Below are 21,710 nucleotides of genomic sequence, written 5' to 3' on the forward strand. Positions count from 1 at the left end.
GGGCGGGACGGAATATCGCGGCCCACCGCCGTGCGGCGGGTGGACACAAACCAACGGGGAAGTGCTCGCGAAGCCCGCCGCCGTCGAGTCCGTTACACGAACTCGGGAGTGCCGGCGGGCACGGTAAATCGGAACTCGGCGCCGCCACTGGGCGCACGGCCGACCGTGATCGTGCCGCCGTGGGCCTCGACCAGGCCCTTGACGATGAACAGCCCCAGGCCGGTGCCTCCGCGGCGTTTGCCGCGCCAGAACTGGCGGAAGACGCGCGGGACAGCTTCGGGCTGGATGCCCTCGCCTTCGTCGCGCACCGACACGGCTGCTCCTCCCTTGTACGGCTCGATCACTATCGTGACAGTACCAGCGCCGTGCCGCAGCCCGTTTTCCACCAAGTTAGTGATGATCTGATCGATCTTGTCGACGTCCAGCCACATTTCGGGCAGTGGACCGCGGACATCCAGCCGGAAACGGTCCTCCGGCTCGCCTGCCGCGACACGCCCGGCGATGATGCGGCGGACCCGTTCACCGAGGTCGACCAGTTGCCGGCGCACTTCCATCCGGCCGGACTGGATCCGGGAGACGTCGAGCAGTTCAGTGATGAGCCGTGTGACCCGGTCCGCGTCGGCGTTCACCGTCTCTAACATGAAGATCTTCTGCGTGTCGGTGAGCCGGTGCCACTTGGCCAGCATCGTGGCGATGAAACCTTTGACGCTGGTCAGCGGGGAGCGCAGCTCGTGGGCGACCATGGACACCAGGTTGGCGCTGGACCGCTCCGAAGTGGCCCGGGACGAAGCGTCGCGCAGGGTCACCACGAGCCGGACCACCTCCCCGCAGGGTGTGTCCCGGACGTAGCGGGCGGCCACCATGAGTTCGCGGCCGTCAGGCATCAGGAGTCGCCGCTCCGGCTGGCGGACGCGGATCCGCAGCCCCCCGTAGGGGTCGGTGCACTTCCACCAGTCGCGGCCTTCAGGGTCGTGGAGCGGGAGTACATCGCGGAAGTCTTTGCCGAGGGCGTGGTCTGCTGGCACCCCGGTGAGACGGGCTGCCATGCGGTTGAAGGTGATCACCCGGCCTTGGTCGTCTGCGACCACCAGCCCGTCGGGAAGGTCCTCGGCCGACAGCAGAGCCGCACACCCACCATGGTCACTGACTGTCGCCTGGCCGCTACTCACGACCGCCTCCCAAGCCCTCTGCACACGTTCCTGCCGCTTGCTCTAGCGGCACAGTCCTGGTTATGCACCGCCAGTGTCCGACGCTCCCCGGGACACCGCTCCCGGAAAGGTCGTTACCCGCTGGTCGCGGCGGCTACGCGCGCGGCACGCCTCCTGACGTACCGCAGGCACGGGGGCGGGGGTGTCGCCGGACCGCGGGGCTCCGAGACGAGGAGCGTAGCGGTACCCCTAGGGAACCGGGCAAGCCTCCGCTTCCCGCGCCAACGGTCCAGATCAGGTCATCCACCGGGGTACGGCCGCTCCGGAACAGCTCAGCGCATAGATGGCAGGCCGCGCAGGTGTGCTACCCGTATCTGGGATTGCCACGCGTGAGACGCATAACGGGGCCGGCCAGGCGGCGATCCCCGGTAGTGCGTCAAGACGAGGGGGAAAGGCGGGTGCGGCGCTGTTCCCGGGCAGTGGCGTAGAGGCAGACCGCCGCGGCAGTAGCGAGGTTGAGGCTCTCAGCGCGGCCGTAGATGGGGACACTGACCGTCTCGTCGGCGAGCGCAAGGGTTTCCTGCGGCAGTCCCCATGCCTCATTGCCGAAGATCCACGCCACCGGACCGGTGAGCATGCCTGCATCAGCGGCCTCATCGAGAGTGCGTTTCCCTTGACCGTCCGCGGCAAGCAGGGTGAGCCCGGCGTCCCGGAGGAAACCGGTGACCTCTTCGATCCGCACGCCCACCACGACCGGGAGGTGAAAGAGACTGCCGGCTGAAGCCCGCACACACTTCCCGTTGTACGGGTCCACGGAGGCGTCAGTGAAAATGACGGCGTCCGCCCCCGCGGCGTCCGCACTGCGGAGCACAGTGCCCGCGTTCCCCGGGTCGCGGACGTGCGACAGAACCACGACCAGTCGCGGCCGGTCCACCGCGGACAGGGGAACGTCGACAAAAGAACAGACCGCCAGCAGCCCTTGCGGGGTCACTGTCTGCGCCAGCTCCCCCATCACGTCCAAAGTGACCCGGTGGACGGGGATACCTGCCTGTTCGGCGGTGCGGATGAGAGCGGTGTGGCGCTGCATCGCCTCGGCGGTCGCATACAGTTCGTGCACCACGTCAGGCAGGTCGAGCGCTTCCCGGACAGCCTGGGGGCCTTCGGCGAGGAAACGCCGTTCGCGCTGTCGGAAAGCACGTTTGGCGAGCCGACGAGCTCCCTTGATTCTGGGAGACCGAATGCTTGTGAACTCGTGGCTCGCCATTGTCGATTACACCGTCGCTAGGCCGCGGACTCGCTCGGCGCGGGGATAGCCTTCTTGGCGGTCTCGACCAGCGCGGCAAAAGCGGCGGCGTCGTTGACCGCGAGCTCAGCGAGCATACGGCGGTCCACCTCGATGCCGGCTGCTTTGAGCCCCTGCATGAAACGGTTGTAGGTCAGACCGTGCGCGCGAGAGGCCGCGTTGATGCGCTGGATCCACAGACGACGGAACTGGCCTTTGCGGTCCTTGCGGTCCCGGTAGGCGTACGTCATCGAGTGGAGCATCTGCTCCTTGGCCTTGCGGTAGAGGCGGGACCGCTGGCCACGGTACCCCTTGGCCTGCGAGAGAACGACCCGGCGCTTCTTCTTTGCGTTGAGAGACCGCTTGACGCGTGCCACTTGTGACTCCTCGATTGAGACAGACGTTCCGGACGCACCGTCCGGCGATAGTCACCAGGAAGTTCGGCGGAGATTCCTGGCCCGGTGCGGTCTCCGCCGCACACGGCTGCGCGGCGGGGCGCGGAACCGCCGACGACCGCGTCCCTAGAACTGCGGGGTTCGGGTCAGCCGAGCAGCTTCCTGATCTTCCTGGCGTCGGCCGGAGACACCCGCACGTCCACGCTCAGGCGCCGGGTGCGTTTGCTCGGCTTGTGCTCCAGCAGGTGGTTCTTGTTGGTACGGCGACGCATGATCTTGCCGGTGCCGGTAACCCGGAAACGCCTACTAGCCCCACTGTGGGATTTGTTTTTCGGCATGCCGCCGTCGCTCCTTTTCGCTTCCGATTGGTGTGCCGCCCATCCAGGGCGGCGTAACTCCCACCCGGCGCATGAAGAAAGCGGGGTGCGCGACCCGGACAGGGCCGCGCGACCGCGCTTGTCCTTCATACGTCGGGCGGATGTCCTCAGCCGCCTCGACCGAAATTCTTCTCGGCGTTAACCGCGCTTACCGCGCCCTTTTCCGCCTTGCGCAGCGCGCGCCTCGGCCTTCTGGTCGCCGCGCCGCTTGTGCGGACCGAGGACCATGACCATGTTGCGGCCGTCCTGTTTGGCCTGGGATTCGACCTGACCCAGTTCCTGGACGTCTTCAGCCAGTCGCCGCAGGAGACGGTACCCCAGCTCCGGTCGGGACTGTTCACGACCGCGGAACATGATGGTCACCTTGACCTTGTCCCCGCTCCGGAGGAACCGCTCGACGTGACCCTTCTTGGTCTCATAGTCGTGCTGGTCGATCTTCGGACGGAGTTTGATCTCCTTGATGACCGTGCTCGACTGGTTCTTGCGCGCTTCCCGGGCCTTGACCGCGGACTCGTACTTGAACTTGCCGTAGTCCATCAGCTTGGCGACCGGCGGGCGCGCGGTCGGCGCGACCTCCACAAGATCGAGATCGGCCTCCTGCGCCAGACGCAGGGCGTCAGCCACGGGAACGATACCGACCTGTTCCCCATTGGGGCCGACGAGACGGACCTCGGGCACCCGGATACGGTCGTTAATGCGGGGCTCTGCGCTGATGGGACCCCTCCCTCATGTTTCGTCGGGTTTTCGCTTACCTTGCGGGGGTCTCCAGAGCGGCATATGCCGGAACAACGAAAACCCCGCCAGCTAATGCAAGCGGGGTCGAACCACCACAGGGACGGAACGCCGCACGGCTTTCCGCTCGCCCTGTGGCTACTACCAGAACCCGTGGCACCCGCAGGCACTACAGGTGGGAGGTTCTTCCTCCGCTTGCGGTCCGGCGCGCGTACCTGCACCGGATCAGGTCGTTGCCTACTCTACCAAGAAACCGGACCGTTAAGGACGTTCCTTGGCACCGGATGTCACCGCTCTCGGGACTCCCCACGAGTGACAACACTCACGTGTCCAGATTATTCCGCGCTGCCCGGCGCGCCAACTCTGCTTCGCCGGCAGCACGCATCGCTTCAACCGGGGCCTCGTACCCCGTCATCAGGGTCAACTGGGCCACCGCCTGGTGCAGCAGCATGGGGAACCCCCCAACCACCACCGCTCCCGCTGCGGCGGCTGCGCTCCCCAGCACGGTAGGCCACGGGGCGTAGACGACGTCGAACACCGGGGTCTTCGCCGCGGCCACCGGCTCCGCCCACTGGTCGGCTGCCCCCGCGGGAAGCGTCGACACCACCAGATCCGCATGCACGTGCTGGTCGATCTCGGTGAGCAGCGCGAACTTCACCTGGGCGCCCATCCGCTCCGCCGCAGCCGCGAGGTCCCGGGTCCGGGAAAGGTCACGGGCCAGCACGGTGACCGCGCCGGGTTCGGTAGCGCCGAGCCGGCGCACAGCAGCGAGTGCGGACGCGGCGGTCGCCCCCGCCCCCAGGATGGTGACCGTGTCAAGCCGGTGGATGCCCGCCTCACGCAGCGCCTCGGTAATCCCCGTGACGTCGGTGTTGTAGGCGTGCCGCCGCCCCTTGTCGAAGATGATGGTGTTCGCGCCCCCGACCGCTGCGGCCGTGTCCTCCACCTCATCTGCGAGGGTCAGCGCGACCTTTTTGAGCGGCATGGTCAACGAGAGGCCCGCCCAGGACTCGTCGCACTGGTCAAGGAACGCGGCGAGACCGTGCTCGTCGCATTCGTAACGGCCGTAATGCCACTGGTCCGCGATACCGAGCGCGGTATAGCCCGCCGTGTGCAGCACCGGCGAGAGGGAATGGGAGATCGGCGAACCGAGGACGGCCGCTCGCTTCACGAATGTCCTCCTCCGGGGGAAACCGTCGGCTTGCTCTGCTCCAGCCTGGCATGGGAGACGCAGCTCAGCCGCTCTGGCTCTGGTTGAACTCGTTGACCAGTTCCCAGAACTCGGCTTCGCTGTCCGTGAATTTCGTGACCCCGTTCTCCGGGTCGGTGGTCACGAAGAACAGCCAGGGCCCCTCCTCCGGGGCGAGCGCAGCTTCGATGGCATCTTTACCAGGGCTGACAATAGGGCCGACCGGGAGTCCTTCGTGGAAGTAGGTGTCGTATCCGGTCTCGTCGTTGCGGCACCGGTCCTGCTGGTCCCGGTTGATCGCGATGCCGTACTCGCCGAGGGCGTAGAAGCAGGTGCTGTCCATCTTGAGGTACATGCCGTCGTCCAGGCGGTTGTAGATGACCCGGGCGACCTTCCCCATGTCCTCGATCTTTCCGGACTCGGCCTGCACGATCGCGGCGATCGCCATGATCTCGTTCGGGTCGAATCCTGCCTCTGCTGCCCGGTTCTCCAGGTCGATCTCGGCAGCGACCTTCCGGTACTGCGCCACCATCTGCTGGAGGATCTCAGTCGCAGAGGCGCTGCGGTCGAACTCGTAGGTCTCGGGGAAGAGGTACCCTTCCGGCCCTTGAGTGGCGTATTCGGGCAAGTCCAGCGACTCGTGGTCCTCGTAGGCCTCCTGGAACTCTTCCCGGGGGATTCCGGTCTGCTCAGCCAGCCGGTCCAGGATCTGCTCGGCGCGCAGTCCTTCCGGAATAGTCACGTTCAGCGCGATACGGCTCTCCGGGTCGAGCAGCAGGGCGACCGCCGCCTCCGCGCTCATCCCCAGCCGCATCCGGTAAGTGCCGGGCACGAAGTTGATGTCGGAGAAGCGGATTTCGTTGGTGAACGCGCGCACGCTCGCGATCACCCCGGCCTGGTGCAGCTTCTCCGCGATCACGGTTCCGGAGTCGCCTTCCTCGATGACGATGTCGACTTCGCCGTTGCCTTCCCCGGAATAGTCCGGAGGAATGATGTAGGTACGCAGGAGCAGGTAGCCGCCTGTCCCGGCGGACACCAGGAACAGGCTCAGCACGATCAGGGCGCTGGCGAGTGCGACTTTGCTCTTCTTCCGCTGCCGTCTGCTCTTGGCTCGGCGACCGGCAGCCCGTCGGCCGCTGTGGCGGCCCCTGCGGGAGCGCCGGGGCGGGGCCTCGTCGTCTTCGTCCTCGGTGAACGGGAACGGGAGTGCGTCAGAGTCTTCGTCGTCGAGATCGGTCTCGCGTGTCTTTAGGCTCGCCGTGGCGGTCGGTGTCTCCCCGGTCTGCGGGGAGACGGTACGGGAGCGGCGTCCCCGCGGCGGGGCGCTGTCCGCTTCGTCAAAAGCGGGAGGACGGGCTCGGCGGCCTCGTCTGGGGATGTCCCGGTCCTCGTCGGCGCTCGGCTGCCGCCGTCGGGTGCGGCCGTCCAGGATGTCGTCGTTTTCTCTGCGGCTGCCGGGGTCGGCAGGGGACCACAGCGGATCATCCGACCACGCTGTACCGGGCCGCTGCTCGTCGCGGAGCGGGGTGGTGCCCCGCCCTTGCGGGTATTCCGCGGGGTGGGCGGACCTGGCGCGGCGCCCCGCATACGCCGAAGCCGTCAAAGGGTCGGGCGGCTGGTCGTAGCGTTCTGCCGACCGCGGCCCTGCGGGCTGTGCCCCCCTGCCGTCGAATAGCGGGTCCGACTCGGGGGCCCAGCGGGCGGATTCGTCGCTCTCGGGTCTACGGCGCCGTCCGCGCGGCTGCTCACGCAAGGCTTCGGCTTCCGACACCGGGAACGGGAAGGAGCCGGTGTCCGCGGGCCCCGGCCGTCTCCGCCGTCCGCGGGGGCGTTCCGTCCCGTCCAGCGGTTCCGCTCCCCCGGTGGGAGCGGTGGTCTGCGTGGCGGAGGAGGGCTGCCATGCGAAGCCGTCCTGTCGGGGGACCTCCGTGCCGCGCCGGTGCCCTACCCCGTACTCGTCCCGGTATCCGCGTCCCTCATAGTCGGCGGCCCTCGCCCCGGTAGGGGCCGCGTCGGTATCCCGTGGCGGCGGCCAGGGGTCCGTCAACGGGTCGGGCCGGCGTGCGCGGCGCGGGCGGTCGTCATAGTGGTCGTTGCCGTTCATGGCGTCCCCTCGACGAGTTCACCGGGAGGCAGCTTGGTACGCCGCTCGGTGTCGAGGGCGTTCTGGAGAAGGACAGTGGCTGCCGCCTGGTCAATGACCGATCGGCGGGCTCTGCCGCCACGGGCCCCGCGTTTGCGGTATGAAGCGCCCGTGCGCAGGTGGAGCTCCGCGGTCACCGTGGTCAGCCGTTCGTCGACTAGTCGCACCGGAACCGGGGCGAGCCTGCGCGCAAGCGCTTTGGCGAACGCGCGCGCCGCGCGGGCGGCACGCCCCTCGGCTCCGGACAGTGACGCCGGATAGCCAACGATGACTTCCCGAGCTTCGTACTCAAGCACAAGGGCGGCAATTCTGTCGAGATCTCCCGGTCCGCGGCGGATTGTCTCCACGGGGATAGCGAGAATCCCGTCGGGATCGCTGCGGGCCACCCCGATCCGGGCGGCTCCGGGGTCGACAGCGAGCCGCACTCCTGTTCTCACCAGAGAACTCCCCGTACGGCACCGGCGCTCACGTCCCCTGGCCTTCCCGTGGCCAGTGGCCAGGGCGACAGCCACCGCCCTCTGTTCACGACCCCGCCACTCTCTGTTCCACGAGGCGCAGCGCCGTGTCGATGGCGGTCACGTCGCTGCCGCCACCCTGGGCGATGTCCGGACGGCCGCCGCCGCCACCGCCGAGTGCACGGGCCGCCACGCCGACCAGCTCGCCCGCCTTCAAGCCCGCCTGTTGGGCTTCCTTGTTGATCGCCACCACCACGACGGGGCGGTCGCTGGGCACGCCGGCGATCGCCACCACCGCGGGCCGGTCCTCACCGAGCCGGCCGCGCACGTCCAACGCGAGCTTGCGCATGTCGTCGGCGGTGGTGCCGTCTTCAACCCGGTGGGTCACCACGCGGCTGTTGCCGTGGTCGCGGGCGCTTTCCGCCAGCTTTCCGGCGGCTTGGAGGACTTGGGCGGCGCGCAGCCGCTCGATCTCCTTCTCCGCGGCGCGCAGCCGAGAGACCAGGCTGTCGATGCGCTGCGGCAGTTCCTCGCGCGGCGCCTTGAGCTGCTCGGAAAGCTGTCCCACCAGCGCCGACTCGGTGGAGACGCGGCGCAGCGCGTCCAAGCCGACCAGCGCTTCCACGCGGCGCACCCCGGAGCCGACCGAGGATTCCCCGAGCACCTTGACCAGGCCGAGCTGCCCGGTCGCCGCCACGTGGGTGCCGCCGCACAGCTCGCGGGAGTACTCGGTCATGTCGACCACGCGCACCCGGTTGCCGTACTTCTCCCCGAACATGGCCAGCGCGCCCATCCGGAGCGCCTCGTCAAGGGTGGTCTCCAGGTACTGGACCTCGATGTTGCGGGCGAGTACCTCGTTGACTTCCTCCTCGACCTGGGCGATTTCCGTAGCGTCGAGCGGTTTGTCCGAGGTGAAGTCGAAGCGCAGCCGTCCCGGCTGGTTCTCCGACCCTGCCTGGCCTGCGGACGGGCCGAGGGTGTTCCGCAGCGCAGAGTGGATGAGGTGGGTCGCCGAGTGCGAGCGGGACACGGAGGCGCGCCGACCCGTGTCAATCGCGGCGTGCACGGTGTCGTCGACGACGACTTCGCCCTCGCGGACCGTGCCGCGGTGCACAAACAGGCCTTGGATGGGCTTCTGCACGTCCTCGACGTCGACGACGCCGCGGCCGTCCACGGTGATCGTGCCCTTGTCAGCGAGCTGGCCACCGCTTTCCGCGTAGAAGGGGGTGCGGTCGAGCACCAGTTCCACCTGGTCGCCCTTGCGGGCCGCCCCGGTGGACTCGCCGTTGACGATGATGCCGAGCACCCGGGCTTCGCTTTCCGAGTCGGTGTAGCCGAGGAACTCGGTGGGGCCGCCGGTCTCCAACAGGTTGCCGTAGACGCTGATATCGGCGTTGCCGAGCTTCTTGGCCTGCGCGTCGCGCTTGGCGGTCTCCCGCTGGCGCTGCATGAGCTGGTGGAAGGTTTCTTCATCGACCTTCAGGCCGTGCTCGGCGGCCATCTCCAGCGTCAGGTCAATGGGGAAACCGTAGGTGTCGTGCAGCTGGAACGCGTCGGCGCCGGAGAACACGGTGCCGCCGGTCTCCTTCGTGCGCCGGACCGCCCGGTTGAACAGTGTGGTGCCGGCCCGCAGCGTGTCCGCGAAGTTCTTCTCTTCCGCGTCGATGATGCTGTGGATCTTGTCCGCGTCGGCACGCAGCTCGGGGTACTGGTCGCCCATCGCGTCGATCGCGACCGCGGTGAGGTCGTGCATGTGGAACGACTCGTCCCCGGAGAGCAGGCGCAGGTTGCGGATCGACCGACGCAGGATACGGCGCAGCACGTAGCCGCGCTTCTCGTTTCCAGGCCGCACCCCGTCGGCGACCAGCATGGTGGCGGTGCGCACGTGGTCGGCGATGACCCGCAGGCTCACGTCGGCGCGCTCGTTCTCCCCGTAGGTGGTGCCGGTGAGCTCCGCAGCGCGGCGCAGGATCCGGCCGAGGGTGTCGGTCTCGTAGATGTTGTCGACACCCTGGAGGATGGCGGCCATGCGCTCCAGGCCCATGCCGGTGTCGATGTTCTTGCTGGGCAGCTCCCCGAGGATCGGGTAGTCCTCCTTGCCGCTGCCCTCGCCCCGCTCGAACTGCATGAACACGAGGTTCCACACTTCGAGGTAGCGGTCCTCGTCGGCTACGGGGCCGCCTTCAGCGCCGTATTCGGGGCCGCGGTCGAAGTAGATCTCCGAGCAGGGTCCGCACGGTCCGGGCACACCCATCGACCAGAAGTTGTCGGCTTTGCCGCGCCGCTGGATGCGCTCCTCGGGCAGTCCTACCTTCTCCCGCCAGATGGTCGCGGCTTCGTCGTCGTCCAGGTAGACGGTGACCCACAGGCGTTCCGGGTCGAAGCCGAAGCCACCGTCGGCCACCGAGGTGGTGAGCAGCTCCCAGGCGAGCGGGATGGCCTTCTCCTTGAAGTAGTCGCCGAAGGAGAAGTTGCCCAGCATCTGGAAGAAGGAGGCGTGACGGGTGGTCTTGCCGACTTCGTCGATGTCAATGGTGCGTACACACTTTTGCACGCTGGTGGCGCGCGGGTAGGGCGGAGTCCGCTGGCCGAGGAAGTACGGCTTGAACGGCACCATGCCCGCGTTGACCAGCAGCAGTGTGGGGTCCTCAGCGATAAGACTTGCCGAGGGCACCACGGTGTGTCCGTTTTTCTCGAAGAATGCGAGGAAGCGGCGAGCGATCTCTGCCGACTTCATGTGATGCCCTCCTGGTGAATAGGACTCCAGTCGACCGGTCGAGTGGAGTGAGGCGCCCGGTCGAGGTTTGGCAGGTAAGCGGATATCAGGCGCCTATGGTAGAGCGAACGATACGTGGACGTTTCCCATTCCACGCCGGCTCAGCGGCCCCGAAAACCGGAGACACCCTACTGACGCGGTCGGTACAGTACCCCGGCGGCTCTCCCCACCAGGGAGACCATGGTCACGCACCGTCCACCGCCCCAGGCTACTCGCTGGGTGATGTGATGCACAGCAGAATAGGACACGCCCGAAACCGGGGAATTACGGCGGTTCAGGATCTTAGCGGTATCTGTCGCGCAGTGACTCCCTTGTGATCTCGGGTGCGGATGAGACCGGTATTTCCCGGGTTCGGCACGCGGAGGATCACTGCTGGACAACCGGGTTTTCCCCGGGCCAGTGCACCGCAAAAACAACGTCAGGGTTGGGTCAGCCGCTGGTGGACCCGGCGTTGACCAGCGCCTGGTAGGCGGTGTGGACGTTCTCGGGCACGTGCGGTGCAACGGCAAACCTGCGGGCGTGGCAGTCGATGACCAGCCGGGCGTTGCCGATACCGGCCAGGTAGTCGGGAAGGCCACCGGTTCGGACGCGCAGCCCGCCTCCGCCTCGGGCCAGAGCCTGCGGATAGCGGCGCAGGCACGACGTCCCCTATAAGGCATGGTCACCAGCAGCACCAGGGTGGGGCGGAGGCCCGCTTCGGCGAGGAGTTTCCAAGAAAGTATCCGGCGGGGTAGAGCTGTGCTGCGTAGGTGGCTACGCCCAGTTCTGGCAGCCGAACACCACCGCCGTGTCCGCCGGGTGCAGCCCGCGGCCCATGCGGTGGTAGCGCCAGATCCGCTCCCATGACCGTTTCTGCTTCCTATGACAGACCGTTGCCCTCGCACGCAGCACACCTGTTCTTCGGTAGCGATGAAGAAGCGGCGGCCGAGACCATGCTGGACGGGATCGCAGACCGTACTCGGGAGGGATGCGCTGCTCGTGGACCAGCCGCTCCGCTGGGAGTGTTCCGTTCCCTGACCCTCCCCTTCACTGTGGGCGGCCATTCGAGCGGATTGCCGGGTGTGAAACTTTTTATTCGTTTGTCGCCCCGACGCGGTTGCCGGCCGATACTCCGGATGCCCGTCCCCGCCCTTCGAATCCCGAAACAGCAGCACACCACTCGCGCTCCAGGGCTTTCCGCGCCGGATCACGAAGATGATCTTTCGTTTCCCGCGACGCGCTGCTCGTGCCCTACCGCGGTGTCCCATGGACTTCTTCACGGTTCCGGCGCTGCTGCTTCTCCAAGGGTGTCGGGGCTGCGCTCGCAGCAGACGGCACTCCGCCGGCCGCCTCACCCCCGCCCGCGAGGACGACCCGGTCGTGGGCCGCTCCCTATCGCAGGAATCGCCGCTCCGGCAGGCATCCCCTCAATGCTTTCCGCGACAAAGGAAACCATCTTCTTTCCGCTGCACGGGAGAAGATTGCATAAAACGTCGTCTTTCTTTCCGAACGTTGTCGCCGGAAACAAATTCTTCATACGGTCGTCGTGGGTCAAGGCTCTTCACGAAGAGCTTTTTGACAAAAAGACTTCTTTGTGTGCCCCCTGTGACCCCTTGCCGGGGTTTCGACCGTAGAGCCGGGCACTCTCGTCCGTGGATTTCCCTCCCGTGGCCTGCGGCCCTGTCCGGGCAGGTGTTCCCCACTATTGCCGGACAATCCGCCCTAGGAAGCCGCCTACCGGTCGCAAGCGGAACAGGAGACGTGGCCGCGGGAGCGGGCAGCCTCCCCGCGACGGGACTGAGAGGTGCTGTCCAGACGAAAGGAGACGACGGCGGTCCCGCAGCCAGGTCCGGCGGTGTGGGGCCCGCAGAATTCTGCGGGCCCCACCCACCAGCGCTGGTCAGTAACGGGACGCCTCGGGGAGTTCCTGACGCTGGAAGTCGGGAGCGTAGCGGCGGAGCAGCTCCTCCTCGTAGTCGCGCACCGCCTCGGCCACGTCCTCGTTGAATTCCCGCAGTGCCTCCCGGTAGGAACCGATCCGCTTCTCCACCCGGTCGGCGATACCACCCGGACTCCAGAGTCGGGCACTGCGGCCGAAACGGTACATCACATAGCCGCCGACCACGATTCCGGCCACAAAATACACGGTTCTGCGGATCACACGCGTTCCTTTCTGCGGCGGGTACGGATCAACGCCAGGGTTTTGCGGCGCCCCAGCACGCGGCGCATGCCGTAAGAGAGCGACGCGACCTTGATGAGCGGCCCGGTGACCGCGGAACGGGTGAGCGCGGTGACCGTGGAGACGTCCTCGCTGCTGCTGGCGAGATTCGCGGTGATCTCCTCGACCCGGTCGAGTGATCCGTGAGCGCGTTCGACCGTGGCGGCAAGGTCGTCGAGCAGCGGTGCGGTGCGTTCCCGGAATTCCGACACCGCCCTGGTTGCCTCGGTCAGCAACCGGGTGAGCTTGACCAGGGCCACGCACAGGAACACAGCCACCACGGCCCAGACGATGGACGCGACCAGGGCCGCGAGTTCTCCTCCGGTGAGCATGCGGACTCCGCTAACGATTGGGATTATTGAGGCAATTGACCAGACCGACTCCGGGTCGGCACAGACGGCTTTCCACCGGCGGCCTGACAGCCCCAAGGGTGCGGCCGCCACCGCACAATAGAGCCGGATCGGTCTGACACTATCGCGATTTCCTTGCCCGCTACGGAACCTGAGGCGAGCCTTTCTCGGTCCTCTCTTGCTACGGTGCTCTCACTTCCTGCTGCGCGTATCGGACCCGCAAGGCAAACACTTTAAGTAGATAAGCCGATACACGGAGTGGCGAATTCACCAAGGCGGCCCCAGCAGGGAAGATAGAGATGTCTCAGCCTGACAAGACGACCGAGTTCTCCGGATAATTACGGAAACCACCGACTGGCTACTAACGTGCATTTCAGCACTTCACCTCGGATTTTTTGAGACAGGACCACGATGAGTCGACGTTCTGAACGGACGATTTCCGTTCTGGTCCCCCCTGACCTGGCTCCCACCGCCCCGGAGGATCCCCGCACCATCGGGCCGTACGTGCTCGTGGGGCGGCTTGGCGCCACGGAAACAGGCAGCGTCTACGCTGCTGTTCACCCGGACGTGGAGCCGGAGGCACTGCTTGCCGTCAAGGTCATCCCGTCGTCCCGTGTCGCAGACGAGGCTGCACGCACCCGACTCGAACAGCGGCTCCGCACGCTGGGCGCTGTAGACGGGCGCTGTTACGTGCCGCCTGTGGCATTCGACGTCCACGGCACGCCTCCGTGGCTGGCCACGCGCTATTCGCCGGGCACGCCGCTGAAGCAGTACATCGACCAGCGCGGGCCCCTGCGGCTGGGGCGGCTGACTGCGCTGGCCGCCGGACTGGGCGAAGCCCTGTCCGCATTGCACTCTCTGGACGTGGTGCACGGCGACCTCAAACCCAGCAGTGTGCTGCTCAGCTCGGCGGGACCGCGGCTGCTGGACTGCGCGCTGTCAGGTGAGGCGCCAGCTCCGGCGGGGTCAACACCCTGGCTGAGCCCGGAGCGGCTGCGCGGCGAGGCGCCCACCCCGGCCTCTGACGTGTTCTCCTGGGGCGCCGTCCTTGCGTTCGCCGCCACAGGGAAGCCTCCCTTCGGGACGGGAACCCCCGAGGAGGTCGCGGAACGCATCGCATCCGGTTCTCCTGACCTTTCCGATGCGGCAGAAGAGATCCGTTCCCTGCTGGAGTCGGCGTTGGCGGCTGACCCGGCGGAGCGGCCCAACATCCGCGAACTGGTGCGCTCCTCGATCTCGCTGTGGGAGTCCAGCCTGGGCACAGTGGGCAGTGAAGCCGGGCCGGGCAGCGGAGTCACCCGGGTCTTGACCCGGGAATGGCAGGGGATTGTCGAACCCGCGCTCCTTCCCCGCGTGGTCCACTTGGACGACCGGGCCCGGGGCAAGAAGAGCGGCCTCAGGTCTCTCACTATGCCGGTTCCCCTGCTGTCCCGCTCCACGGCGCAGCCGGCCTCCTCGGCTGCCGCTGCTGATGCTCCAGACAGCACCGGGCCCACCAGTTCCGGTGCTGCTGCGACCGCGGTCACAGCGCAAGAGGACACGGAAGCCAACACCGACACCCCAGCGAAGGCTGCGTCGGCCCCGTCGTCCAGCAGCTCTGCTCCGGCCGCGCCACCGGCTTCCTCCCCGTCCACCGGACCATCGGGTTCGAAGGGACCGAACAAGCGATTCCTTGCCCTGGTGGGCGGCGGCGCTGCCGCGGCCCTGCTCCTGCTGGGCGGTGGAGTATGGGCCGTGTCCGCGTTGCGCGGCGACGATCCGGAACCGCAGGACGTCACCGCGCAACCCGACTCCGCTCCCGAGGAGGCGCCCCAGGAGGAGCCTCCTCCCGCGTGGGACACCGGCACCCTGGTGGTGCGCCTGGACAGTTCCAGCGACGTCCACCTGCTGGCCGGTCCGTGGCCCTACACCCCGGTGAAGCCCGCCTCCGGCGACGACGCGTTCGCCGGGCTCAACGGTCGGGAGGTCACCCCGGAGGAGTGGAGCGAAGCGTGGGCCCCGGTGCCGGGGGTTGAGGAGCCGTTGGAGGCGCTGATCGCCTCCGACGCCGAGGTGATGTGCGCGCACTTCTGCCTGAACCCCGACCAGGTGTATGTCGACGAAGAGGGCCGGGGAACCTACAAAGTCACCGGGCGCGACCTGGGGAACTATCTGAGCTGGGGCGATGCTGTCATCGCCGAGGTGACCTTCGGGGAGCCGGACCCGGAGACGGGTCTGCCGGTGATCACGAAGGTCACGGAACTCTACCCGCTGCCCACGGCGTGAGTGGGGGCGCGCCCGTCGCGCCTCCACCCGGTTTCCGGGAATCCGCACCGCGGAGATCTCTGACGGTCGATAATCGACGGAGAACCCCCGGAACCAGGAACGCCAATGCCCCACGGTTTTCCGTCTGACCTTCCTCCCCTTCACCCCAGCGACCATGCCATCCGCATCCCCGGCTACGACTTGGTCGGCCGCCTGGGTTCAGGAGGCATGGGTGTCGTCTACGCCGCACTGGACCCTCAAGGGCGGCGCGTAGCGGTGAAGCTCATGCGCACGGAGATGGTCCCGGATATCAGCCAGCAGCGTCGACGGTTCCAGGAGGAGGTCCGCGCGCTGCAGCGGCTGCGGGACAAGCATGTAGTCCCGCTGCTGGACTCGGGGATTGCCGCGGGCCGCCCCTGGCTGGCCACCGCCTACGTCCCGGGACGCAACCTGCAGCAGTGCGGGAAGCTGTCCGGCCAGCGCCTGTTCTTGCTGGCCCGGGGGGTCGCTGCCGCGCTGTGCGCCATCCACCGCGCGGGCATTGTCCACCGCGACCTCAAACCCTCCAACATCATGGTCTACTCCGACGGCACACCGGTCGTACTGGATTTCGGTATCGCACGGTCGCTGGGCGCCGCAGGGCTCACCGGGACCGGGGCCCCGCCCGTCGGTACAGCGGGCACGATCAGCCCGGAACGGTACCGGGGTGTGTCCGCCCCGCCCGCGGACGTCTTCGCTTGGGGCTGTGTCGTGGTGTTCGCCGCGACCGGGCAGCTGCCGTTCACCGCCCCTTCGCCCGAAGAAGTTATGCACCGGGTGTTGCACTCCCCGCCTGAACTGCATGGTTTCCGGGGGCCGCTGGCGGATCTCGCGGTGCGGGCGATGGCGAAGAACCCGGCGGAGCGCCCCACCGCGGAGCAGTTGCTGAAAGAGCTCGACGCCCTTGGCTCCCCCCGGCCGTTCGCCATGCCCCGCGTCTCCCGGAAAACAGGCGACGCGGCAACCCTGCTGGTCCTGGAGATGCAGCAGCACTACGCCAATCCGGTTCCCTGGCTGCGCCGTAACCAGGAGCGTATCCTCGGCGAAGCACGGCGCATGGGAGCCGACCGCGGCCTGCGCGACCTTGTGCACCGGGCCGCCGAGGCGCGCCTGAGGGCTGCCGAACTGGACGAGGCTCTTGCGGAGATCGCTAGCCTCCTAGCCCCGCACGAGCGGCCCAGGTATCGGGGCTACCCCGTCGACGAGGACGGACTCGTCGCGTTGGCCTCCGGTGGGGCGCGGGAACAGGCTCTGCTGCGCCGTCTCTTGGGGGAGCGCAGCGTGATCGTGGAAAAGTACGCGGCGCAGCATATCTGCCGGCACGTCCTGTGCGTGAGCAAGCATTTCGGGCGGGGCTGCCGGGTGCTGCGGCGGCTCCGCTCCCAAGTCGTCGCCGTCGTGGACCGCACGTGGGAGCCGCTGCGCGAGCTGCGGCACCAGATCTGGGCGGAGCACGACGCGCTGGGGCATCCGCGGATCCTGCTGCCCCCGGACCAGGAACTGGTCGACCGAGTGTATGCGACAGCGCTGCTTGTCCGGCGGCGCACCGACGAACTCGACCGGCACCGCAAGGCTGTGCTGGCGCTGCAATGCCCCACCTGCTGGTGGGCCAGCCAGCAAGAAGCCGTGGTGCAGGCCGACCCCAACACCGACAAAGGGCTGGCCCATGTGGTCATCGCCTCGGTCGCCGCGGACACGGCGCGGCGGTTCGCCGAGGCCGTCCGGCAGGGCTGACGGTCCCCGGGACGGATCCCCTCACTCCAGGAAGAACAGGGAGAGTTCGACGGACCCCGGGCTGCCTCCGGTCCACAGTTCCCGGTATTTCGCGTTCGCGAACTGGGGGATCTCTTCGATCGCGATCTCCGTGACGTCGGCGGCGAACTCTTTGGCTGCCCCGATCTGTTCCCTGCTGCCGCTGCCGAAGGCGATGACGAAACCGATCTCCCGCCGCTCGGCCAGGTGTTCCCGGCACTTGTCGCTGGGCTCGCCGTAGCCGTCGCCGGTGGTGAAGTCGCTGTCGTCCGGATCGGAGAGGATACGTTCGAGTTCGGACACGACCCTGTCTCGGTCCACGGTGAATCCGCTGCCCAGCCGGACCGTGAATTCGCAGGAATCAGGGCTCAGCAGTTTCTGTGGGGGCGGCGGAGGGGGTTCCGGGGCTTCGGGGGCGTGCTGTGCGCTGAGCGAGACGAGGAACAGCACCAGCAGCAAGTCAGCAAAGAGCCAGCCCGCCAAGTGGATCGCTGGAATCCGACTGCTGGTGCGTGCGCGGCGTCTGGTCAGGACCATGAGTCCTCCTCGCGGCCGCCCACCAGTTCCTCATTCCGACGCCGGGTCACGTCGTGCTGCACAGTCTTAATGAAGAAGGCGAGTTCGTCGGAGAGAGCAGTGAACTCGTCGACGGCACGCCGCAAGGTGTTGCTGGACTGTTCGGTGAAGGCGCCCAGCTTGTCCTGGGCCGTGGCCAGCTCCTCGGAGACCCGTTCCAGTTTCTCCAAGGCTGCGGTGACCCGGTCCATTGTGTCCGTAGCGAACTGCGCAGACTCGGTGATACTCCGCTCTACGAGGGTGGTCTGCTGCTGCAGCAGTTCCAGGATGCGGCGGGTCTGCTCGCCGAACCGCTCCTGGCCTTCGACGGCGCTGTGGGTGAGCGTGGTGAGGCTTTCGAGGAGTTCGGCGGGGGTGCGGGCTTCGCGGACCGCGTCGGCGAGCTGCCCCATCCGGGTCTGCCATTCGTCGAGCGCCTGGATGAGCTGTTCCCGGGGGTCCCCGGCGAGCGCTTCGGCGATGCCGTCGGCTGCTTGGCGCATGTCGGCTGCGGCCCCGTGCATGCTGTCCGTCGCGGCGCTCAGCGCGTTCTCCATGCCGGCCATCGCCCGGCGGATCCCCTGCAGGGTCTCGCTGGCGCCGCGGATCTCCGTGCGCATCGAGTCGGGGCGGTCCGGAATCAGGTAGGTGGCCAAAGCCAGCAACTGGGTGATCTCCTCGCGCTCGCGGCTGCGGTCGCTGAGCGCGTCAGTGATCCCCTCCAGGAGGTGGACGAGGAGGGTCGCGCCGATCACGCCGAGCAGGAAGATGCAGACCCAGAGCGCAGTGGTGCTGAGCGGTTCGAACTGGCCGGTACCGGTGAAACCGCCCTGCTGCCAGCCGTACAGGAAGTTGGCTCCCTCAGGGGCGTCGCTGAAAGCGGACAGCACCTGCATGAGCTGGTACCACGTCCAGAACACTGGCAGGAAGATGAGGACGTCGCGGATCCCGCGCAGCAGCCACAGCAGCAGGCTCATCCAGCGCGGCGGCGGGAGGTCAGGCATGAGGGAGTCGGGTGGATAGGCGGCGACCAGGTCGGTAGCTGCCAGGTCTGCGCCGCCGTCAGCCAGGCTGCGTGCGAGAGAGCGCAGTAGTTGCGCGCTCGCCGGTGGCGCGGTGCTGGCGTGACGGTCGAGTTGTTCAGCGATGGCGGCCAGGTCGTGGGCACGGCTGTTCGAGGTGCTCACCTGAAGGTCTCCTCAGATGACAGCGATGGAGAGGTAGGGCTCGGTGCCGGAGGGGCAGAAACGGACTGGCTTGATTGGGGAATACCGTTCACCGGGCTGTTGAGCAGGCGGAAGCTGAAGTAAAGAATCAGGGCGATGACGGCGAGGATGATGAGGACAGCGGCGACCACAGCCAACGCAGTTCGCGCCCAAGGCCCCAGTCCCGGGTACGTGAAGGACTGCTTCTCTGGTTTCCGGGTCCGCGTTGTCCGCCCTGCCCAAGGGCGGAATCGCCGAAGCCGGTGCCAGCCCTCCACCACAGGGGACAGCCAGGTCCGTTTTCGAGCGGCAGCGGGAGGCGCAAACACCAGGGGGGCTTCGTCGCTGCGGTGCTGCCTCGGCCCTGTGCCGTAGGGTTCAGCGTCCCACTCTTCGTCGGCGACCACGGTGGTGTTGTCGTCGGCACCGTGCGCGGCTCCACCCGGCTCCGGCAGCCGGTAGGTTGTCGCAGCCCTCCCGGCATCCCGGTGCGGGGTCTCCGAAAGATCCTGGCTCTTGATCTCGGAGTCGCGGTCCTCCACGGCAGGGTGGGAGGGGTCCAGGGGGAGCGAAGGCGCTTCGCTCGTGTTCCTGGTGCTCTCCTCCCCTGCCCTAGGCCACAGCTTTCTTCGCGCCCCCCAACGACGGCCGGTCTCGGCTACGGGAGGGGCTCCGACCAGCTGAACCAGGCCTGGATAGCGCCGGAAGTGCTCCGACAGGTGGAGCGGGAAACTGTTCCACAGGCGTTCCGAGGTTGCGGTGTGGCCCCAGTGGGTGGCGGAGACACGGATGAGCGCCAGCCGGAAATAGGGGGGATCGGGGAACCGTTCCTCCCGCTCCAGTTCCCGCACTTTCTTTTCGGAAAGGGCGCGTTCGCGGTCCTCTGGGGGCATTTCTCCGCTGGCCAGCCACATCAGCTCTGCCAAGGCGAAGATGATGTCCAGCCCTGCCTCGCCGTAGGGGTCCTTTGTGTCGCGGAAGGCGTACAGTTTTTCTTGGAAGTATTCGTGCTCCTGGCACACCTGCTGGAATTCGTGCACCTGCAACGCGCCGGTGCATCGCAAGTCGAAGAGCAGGCGCAGAGTCTGGAGGAATTCCTCCACTGTCTGAGCACGGAGGAGCCTGCCCGCCAGGTAGGTGCTCGCACCGTCGAGCGGCAAAGCGTTTCCCACGTGGGGAAACTCGCGCCAGATCCGGAGCCGCGATGCGATGGTGAGGTGTCGGGCCGCGATCGGCAGCAGGGAGTGGAACAGGGGGTGCCCACCGACGCGGGTGAGCTCCTGCTCCAACTGGCGGGACAACTGGGGGTCGGTCTGGCCGGCTTGGGGTGGCCCGTAGCCGAGCACGAGCAGACTGCCGAAGAGCTCCCGTCGCCGCTCCGCTGTCTCGTCGGCTAGTGCCTCCAGCAAGAAGCCGTTCTCCTGCAGTTCCGCACGGACCGCTTCCTGATGGTCCTGCGTCGCGGTGGCGCACTGCTGCAGGGCGCCGAGCAGTCCGCGGCGGAACTCCCGGGTCCCAGGGTCCCCCGTGTAGTGGGCAGCGAGGACGATCAAGTGTGCTGCGGGGACTTCCAGTTTCTCCACCAGGGCCTGGACTTCTGTGGCGGACAGGTCGGCGAGTTGCCGCGCGTGCCACAGCAGTACGCCGCGGTCGATGGTGGAGCGCCCCTGCCCCTCCTGCCATAGGCGGGCTATCCGGTCGAATACTGGTCGGATCTGTTCGCTGCGTTTGTGGGCTGAGCTGGGAGAAGTAAACAGCCACTGGCCTGCGGCGCGCAGGCTGTCGAGTTCGGGGGTGTCCTCCCAGTCCAGTGCGAGGGAAGCCACCCTGCTCCGCAGGAACGCGGTGAGCTGTTCGGGCATGCTGGGCCAGTCCCGCCAGAACCGGCACAGTTCGGTCGTCTCGCTGAGGCTCAGCGTGGTGAATTCTCCCTGCGCCCAGCGCAGGCCGTCGTCTTGGGCCAGGTAGCGGCGGGCTTTGGCTACTTCTTCCCCTTGGGTGTCGATCCGGAGCGCCTGCCGCAGCAGCCGGTACAAGCCCTGGCGCTGGTAGCGCAGGTGGGACAGGCTCTGCAGGAGTTCCTGTGGGCGACGCGGGGTGGCCTGTGACGGGGCGGCGAGCACCTGTTCCACCAGGTAGCCGATGTCCTCTGCCCAGTCCTCCAGCGGCGCCCGGCTGGCAGGGGACTTGCGGTACCAGTGCGCGGGCGGGATGCGCAAGTGGGTCTTCTCTACGGTGACCGCGATTCGTGGTTGGACGGCGGCCGCTTGCACGTCCCCTTCCACGATCAGGGAGACGTCCAGCAGGCTCGCCAGTGCGTGTCCCAGAGCGTAGGGGTCGCTGGCCGCCCCGGCGAAGTGGAAGTGGTAGTCGGGGTGGCGGAGTACGTGCCGCAGCAGCGCCGCAACCTCTTGCGGATCAGCTCGGCCAGGAAGTGTGCTCGCGGCTTCCAGGTCCGCGGGGTCGAGCGCCGGCAGTTGCGGGTCGGCTAGCGAACCGTCCGCAGGGGGCAGCCATCCGTCCCAGTCTCGCAGGCCGAGGGCGAGCCGCGCAGTCAGCACGTCAGCCGTTCCCACGAGAGCGTGGAGCTGGTGGGAGCCCCGGGACGAGGTCGGTACCGCGTCGGCGCGGACGATCACTGCCATGCCGGGACGGGACTGCGGCCGCAGCAGTCCCAGTGCGGGCCGGTCGGGGTGCAGCAGTCCGACCAGGTCCCCGTTGTCCAACAGGCCGCTCCACCAGGCCAGGTCCCGCTGGCCCAGGGACGTCCCCACCGGGCCTATGCCGCGCCCGCCCAGCAGGTGCTGGTCGGTCCACCGGAACACCACCTGGTGGATGCGCTGGTCCCGCTCTCCGCGGGTTGTGCTCACC

General features: G+C 67.6%; 16 protein-coding genes. 2 read left to right on the forward strand and 14 right to left on the reverse strand.

Features of this window, described 5'->3' with window-relative positions; genetic code table 11:
* Positions 1 to 92: 92 nt before the first annotated feature.
* From TFU_RS10160 to TFU_RS10210, 11 genes are all read right to left on the reverse strand, one after another.
* On the reverse strand, positions 93 to 1,169 hold the full coding sequence (locus TFU_RS10160) for a sensor histidine kinase (protein ID WP_011292485.1): 1,077 nt from the start codon (positions 1,167 to 1,169) through the stop codon (positions 93 to 95).
* Positions 1,170 to 1,584: 415 nt separating this feature from the next.
* The gene (locus TFU_RS10165; protein WP_011292486.1) at positions 1,585 to 2,412 is read right to left on the reverse strand and encodes a TrmH family RNA methyltransferase; all 828 of its coding nucleotides are present in this window, start codon (positions 2,410 to 2,412) and stop codon (positions 1,585 to 1,587) included.
* Positions 2,413 to 2,429: 17 nt separating this feature from the next.
* Positions 2,430 to 2,807 carry a 50S ribosomal protein L20 gene (rplT, locus tag TFU_RS10170; RefSeq protein WP_011292487.1) on the reverse strand — a complete coding sequence of 126 codons (378 nt, stop codon included), beginning with the start codon at positions 2,805 to 2,807 and terminating at the stop codon, positions 2,430 to 2,432.
* Between the two features lie 164 nt (positions 2,808 to 2,971).
* Entirely contained in the window at positions 2,972 to 3,163 is a 192-nt protein-coding gene (rpmI, locus tag TFU_RS10175) for a 50S ribosomal protein L35 (protein ID WP_011292488.1), read from the reverse strand.
* A gap of 177 nt (positions 3,164 to 3,340) precedes the next feature.
* Positions 3,341 to 3,916 carry a translation initiation factor IF-3 gene (gene infC, locus TFU_RS10180; protein WP_081430426.1) on the reverse strand — a complete coding sequence of 192 codons (576 nt, stop codon included), beginning with the start codon at positions 3,914 to 3,916 and terminating at the stop codon, positions 3,341 to 3,343.
* A 340-nt stretch (positions 3,917 to 4,256) separates the two neighbouring features.
* The gene (locus tag TFU_RS10185; protein ID WP_011292490.1) at positions 4,257 to 5,105 is read right to left on the reverse strand and encodes a shikimate dehydrogenase; all 849 of its coding nucleotides are present in this window, start codon (positions 5,103 to 5,105) and stop codon (positions 4,257 to 4,259) included.
* 64 nt (positions 5,106 to 5,169) lie between these two features.
* On the reverse strand, positions 5,170 to 7,227 hold the full coding sequence (mltG, locus tag TFU_RS10190) for an endolytic transglycosylase MltG (protein ID WP_011292491.1): 2,058 nt from the start codon (positions 7,225 to 7,227) through the stop codon (positions 5,170 to 5,172).
* A complete protein-coding gene (gene ruvX / locus TFU_RS10195; protein ID WP_011292492.1) occupies positions 7,224 to 7,703 on the reverse strand; it encodes a Holliday junction resolvase RuvX in 480 nt (159 codons plus the stop codon). Before ruvX ends, mltG begins: the two co-directional genes overlap by 4 nt.
* Positions 7,704 to 7,788: 85 nt before the next feature.
* Positions 7,789 to 10,458, reverse strand: coding sequence for an alanine--tRNA ligase (gene alaS / locus TFU_RS10200; RefSeq protein WP_011292493.1), 2,670 nt, complete (start codon positions 10,456 to 10,458; stop codon positions 7,789 to 7,791).
* A gap of 1,918 nt (positions 10,459 to 12,376) precedes the next feature.
* The gene (locus TFU_RS10205) at positions 12,377 to 12,637 is read right to left on the reverse strand and encodes a DUF6167 family protein (RefSeq protein ID WP_011292495.1); all 261 of its coding nucleotides are present in this window, start codon (positions 12,635 to 12,637) and stop codon (positions 12,377 to 12,379) included.
* The gene (locus TFU_RS10210) at positions 12,634 to 13,026 is read right to left on the reverse strand and encodes a DUF948 domain-containing protein (protein ID WP_011292496.1); all 393 of its coding nucleotides are present in this window, start codon (positions 13,024 to 13,026) and stop codon (positions 12,634 to 12,636) included. Before TFU_RS10210 ends, TFU_RS10205 begins: the two co-directional genes overlap by 4 nt.
* Before the next feature lie 429 nt (positions 13,027 to 13,455).
* On the opposite strand from TFU_RS10210, the gene TFU_RS10215 reads away from it, so the two are divergent.
* Both TFU_RS10215 and TFU_RS10220 read left to right on the forward strand, forming a co-directional pair.
* Positions 13,456 to 15,309, forward strand: a complete 1,854-nt coding sequence (locus tag TFU_RS10215; RefSeq protein ID WP_011292497.1) for a serine/threonine-protein kinase — start codon at positions 13,456 to 13,458, stop codon at positions 15,307 to 15,309.
* 105 nt (positions 15,310 to 15,414) lie between these two features.
* Positions 15,415 to 17,061, forward strand: coding sequence for a serine/threonine-protein kinase (locus TFU_RS10220; protein WP_011292498.1), 1,647 nt, complete (start codon positions 15,415 to 15,417; stop codon positions 17,059 to 17,061).
* A gap of 21 nt (positions 17,062 to 17,082) precedes the next feature.
* On the opposite strand, the gene TFU_RS10225 is transcribed toward TFU_RS10220, so the two are convergent.
* From TFU_RS10225 to TFU_RS10235, 3 genes are read right to left on the reverse strand one after another with little or no spacing between them, the layout of a single operon-like run.
* Complete coding sequence (locus TFU_RS10225; protein ID WP_011292499.1) at positions 17,083 to 17,616, reverse strand: hypothetical protein; 534 nt, start codon at positions 17,614 to 17,616, stop codon at positions 17,083 to 17,085.
* Complete coding sequence (locus TFU_RS10230; RefSeq protein WP_011292500.1) at positions 17,607 to 18,821, reverse strand: hypothetical protein; 1,215 nt, start codon at positions 18,819 to 18,821, stop codon at positions 17,607 to 17,609. The genes TFU_RS10225 and TFU_RS10230 overlap by 10 nt, the downstream gene beginning before the upstream one ends.
* A complete protein-coding gene (locus TFU_RS10235) occupies positions 18,818 to 21,709 on the reverse strand; it encodes a hypothetical protein (RefSeq protein WP_155983547.1) in 2,892 nt (963 codons plus the stop codon). Before TFU_RS10235 ends, TFU_RS10230 begins: the two co-directional genes overlap by 4 nt.
* Position 21,710 lies beyond the last annotated feature (1 nt).

Origin of the sequence: Thermobifida fusca YX (genome assembly GCF_000012405.1) — a bacterium.
GTDB lineage: Bacteria > Actinomycetota > Actinomycetes > Streptosporangiales > Streptosporangiaceae > Thermobifida > Thermobifida fusca.

Coding starts and splice junctions, on each gene's coding strand:
- TFU_RS10215 (WP_011292497.1), top strand. CDS start 13,456: ATGAGTCGACGTTCTGAACGGACGATTTCCGTTCTGGTCCCCCCTGAC.
- rpmI (WP_011292488.1), bottom strand. CDS start 3,163: ATGCCGAAAAACAAATCCCACAGTGGGGCTAGTAGGCGTTTCCGGGTT.
- TFU_RS10220 (WP_011292498.1), top strand. CDS start 15,415: ATGCCCCACGGTTTTCCGTCTGACCTTCCTCCCCTTCACCCCAGCGAC.
- TFU_RS10165 (WP_011292486.1), bottom strand. CDS start 2,412: ATGGCGAGCCACGAGTTCACAAGCATTCGGTCTCCCAGAATCAAGGGA.
- TFU_RS10210 (WP_011292496.1), bottom strand. CDS start 13,026: ATGCTCACCGGAGGAGAACTCGCGGCCCTGGTCGCGTCCATCGTCTGG.
- TFU_RS10225 (WP_011292499.1), bottom strand. CDS start 17,616: ATGGTCCTGACCAGACGCCGCGCACGCACCAGCAGTCGGATTCCAGCG.
- mltG (WP_011292491.1), bottom strand. CDS start 7,227: ATGAACGGCAACGACCACTATGACGACCGCCCGCGCCGCGCACGCCGG.
- alaS (WP_011292493.1), bottom strand. CDS start 10,458: ATGAAGTCGGCAGAGATCGCTCGCCGCTTCCTCGCATTCTTCGAGAAA.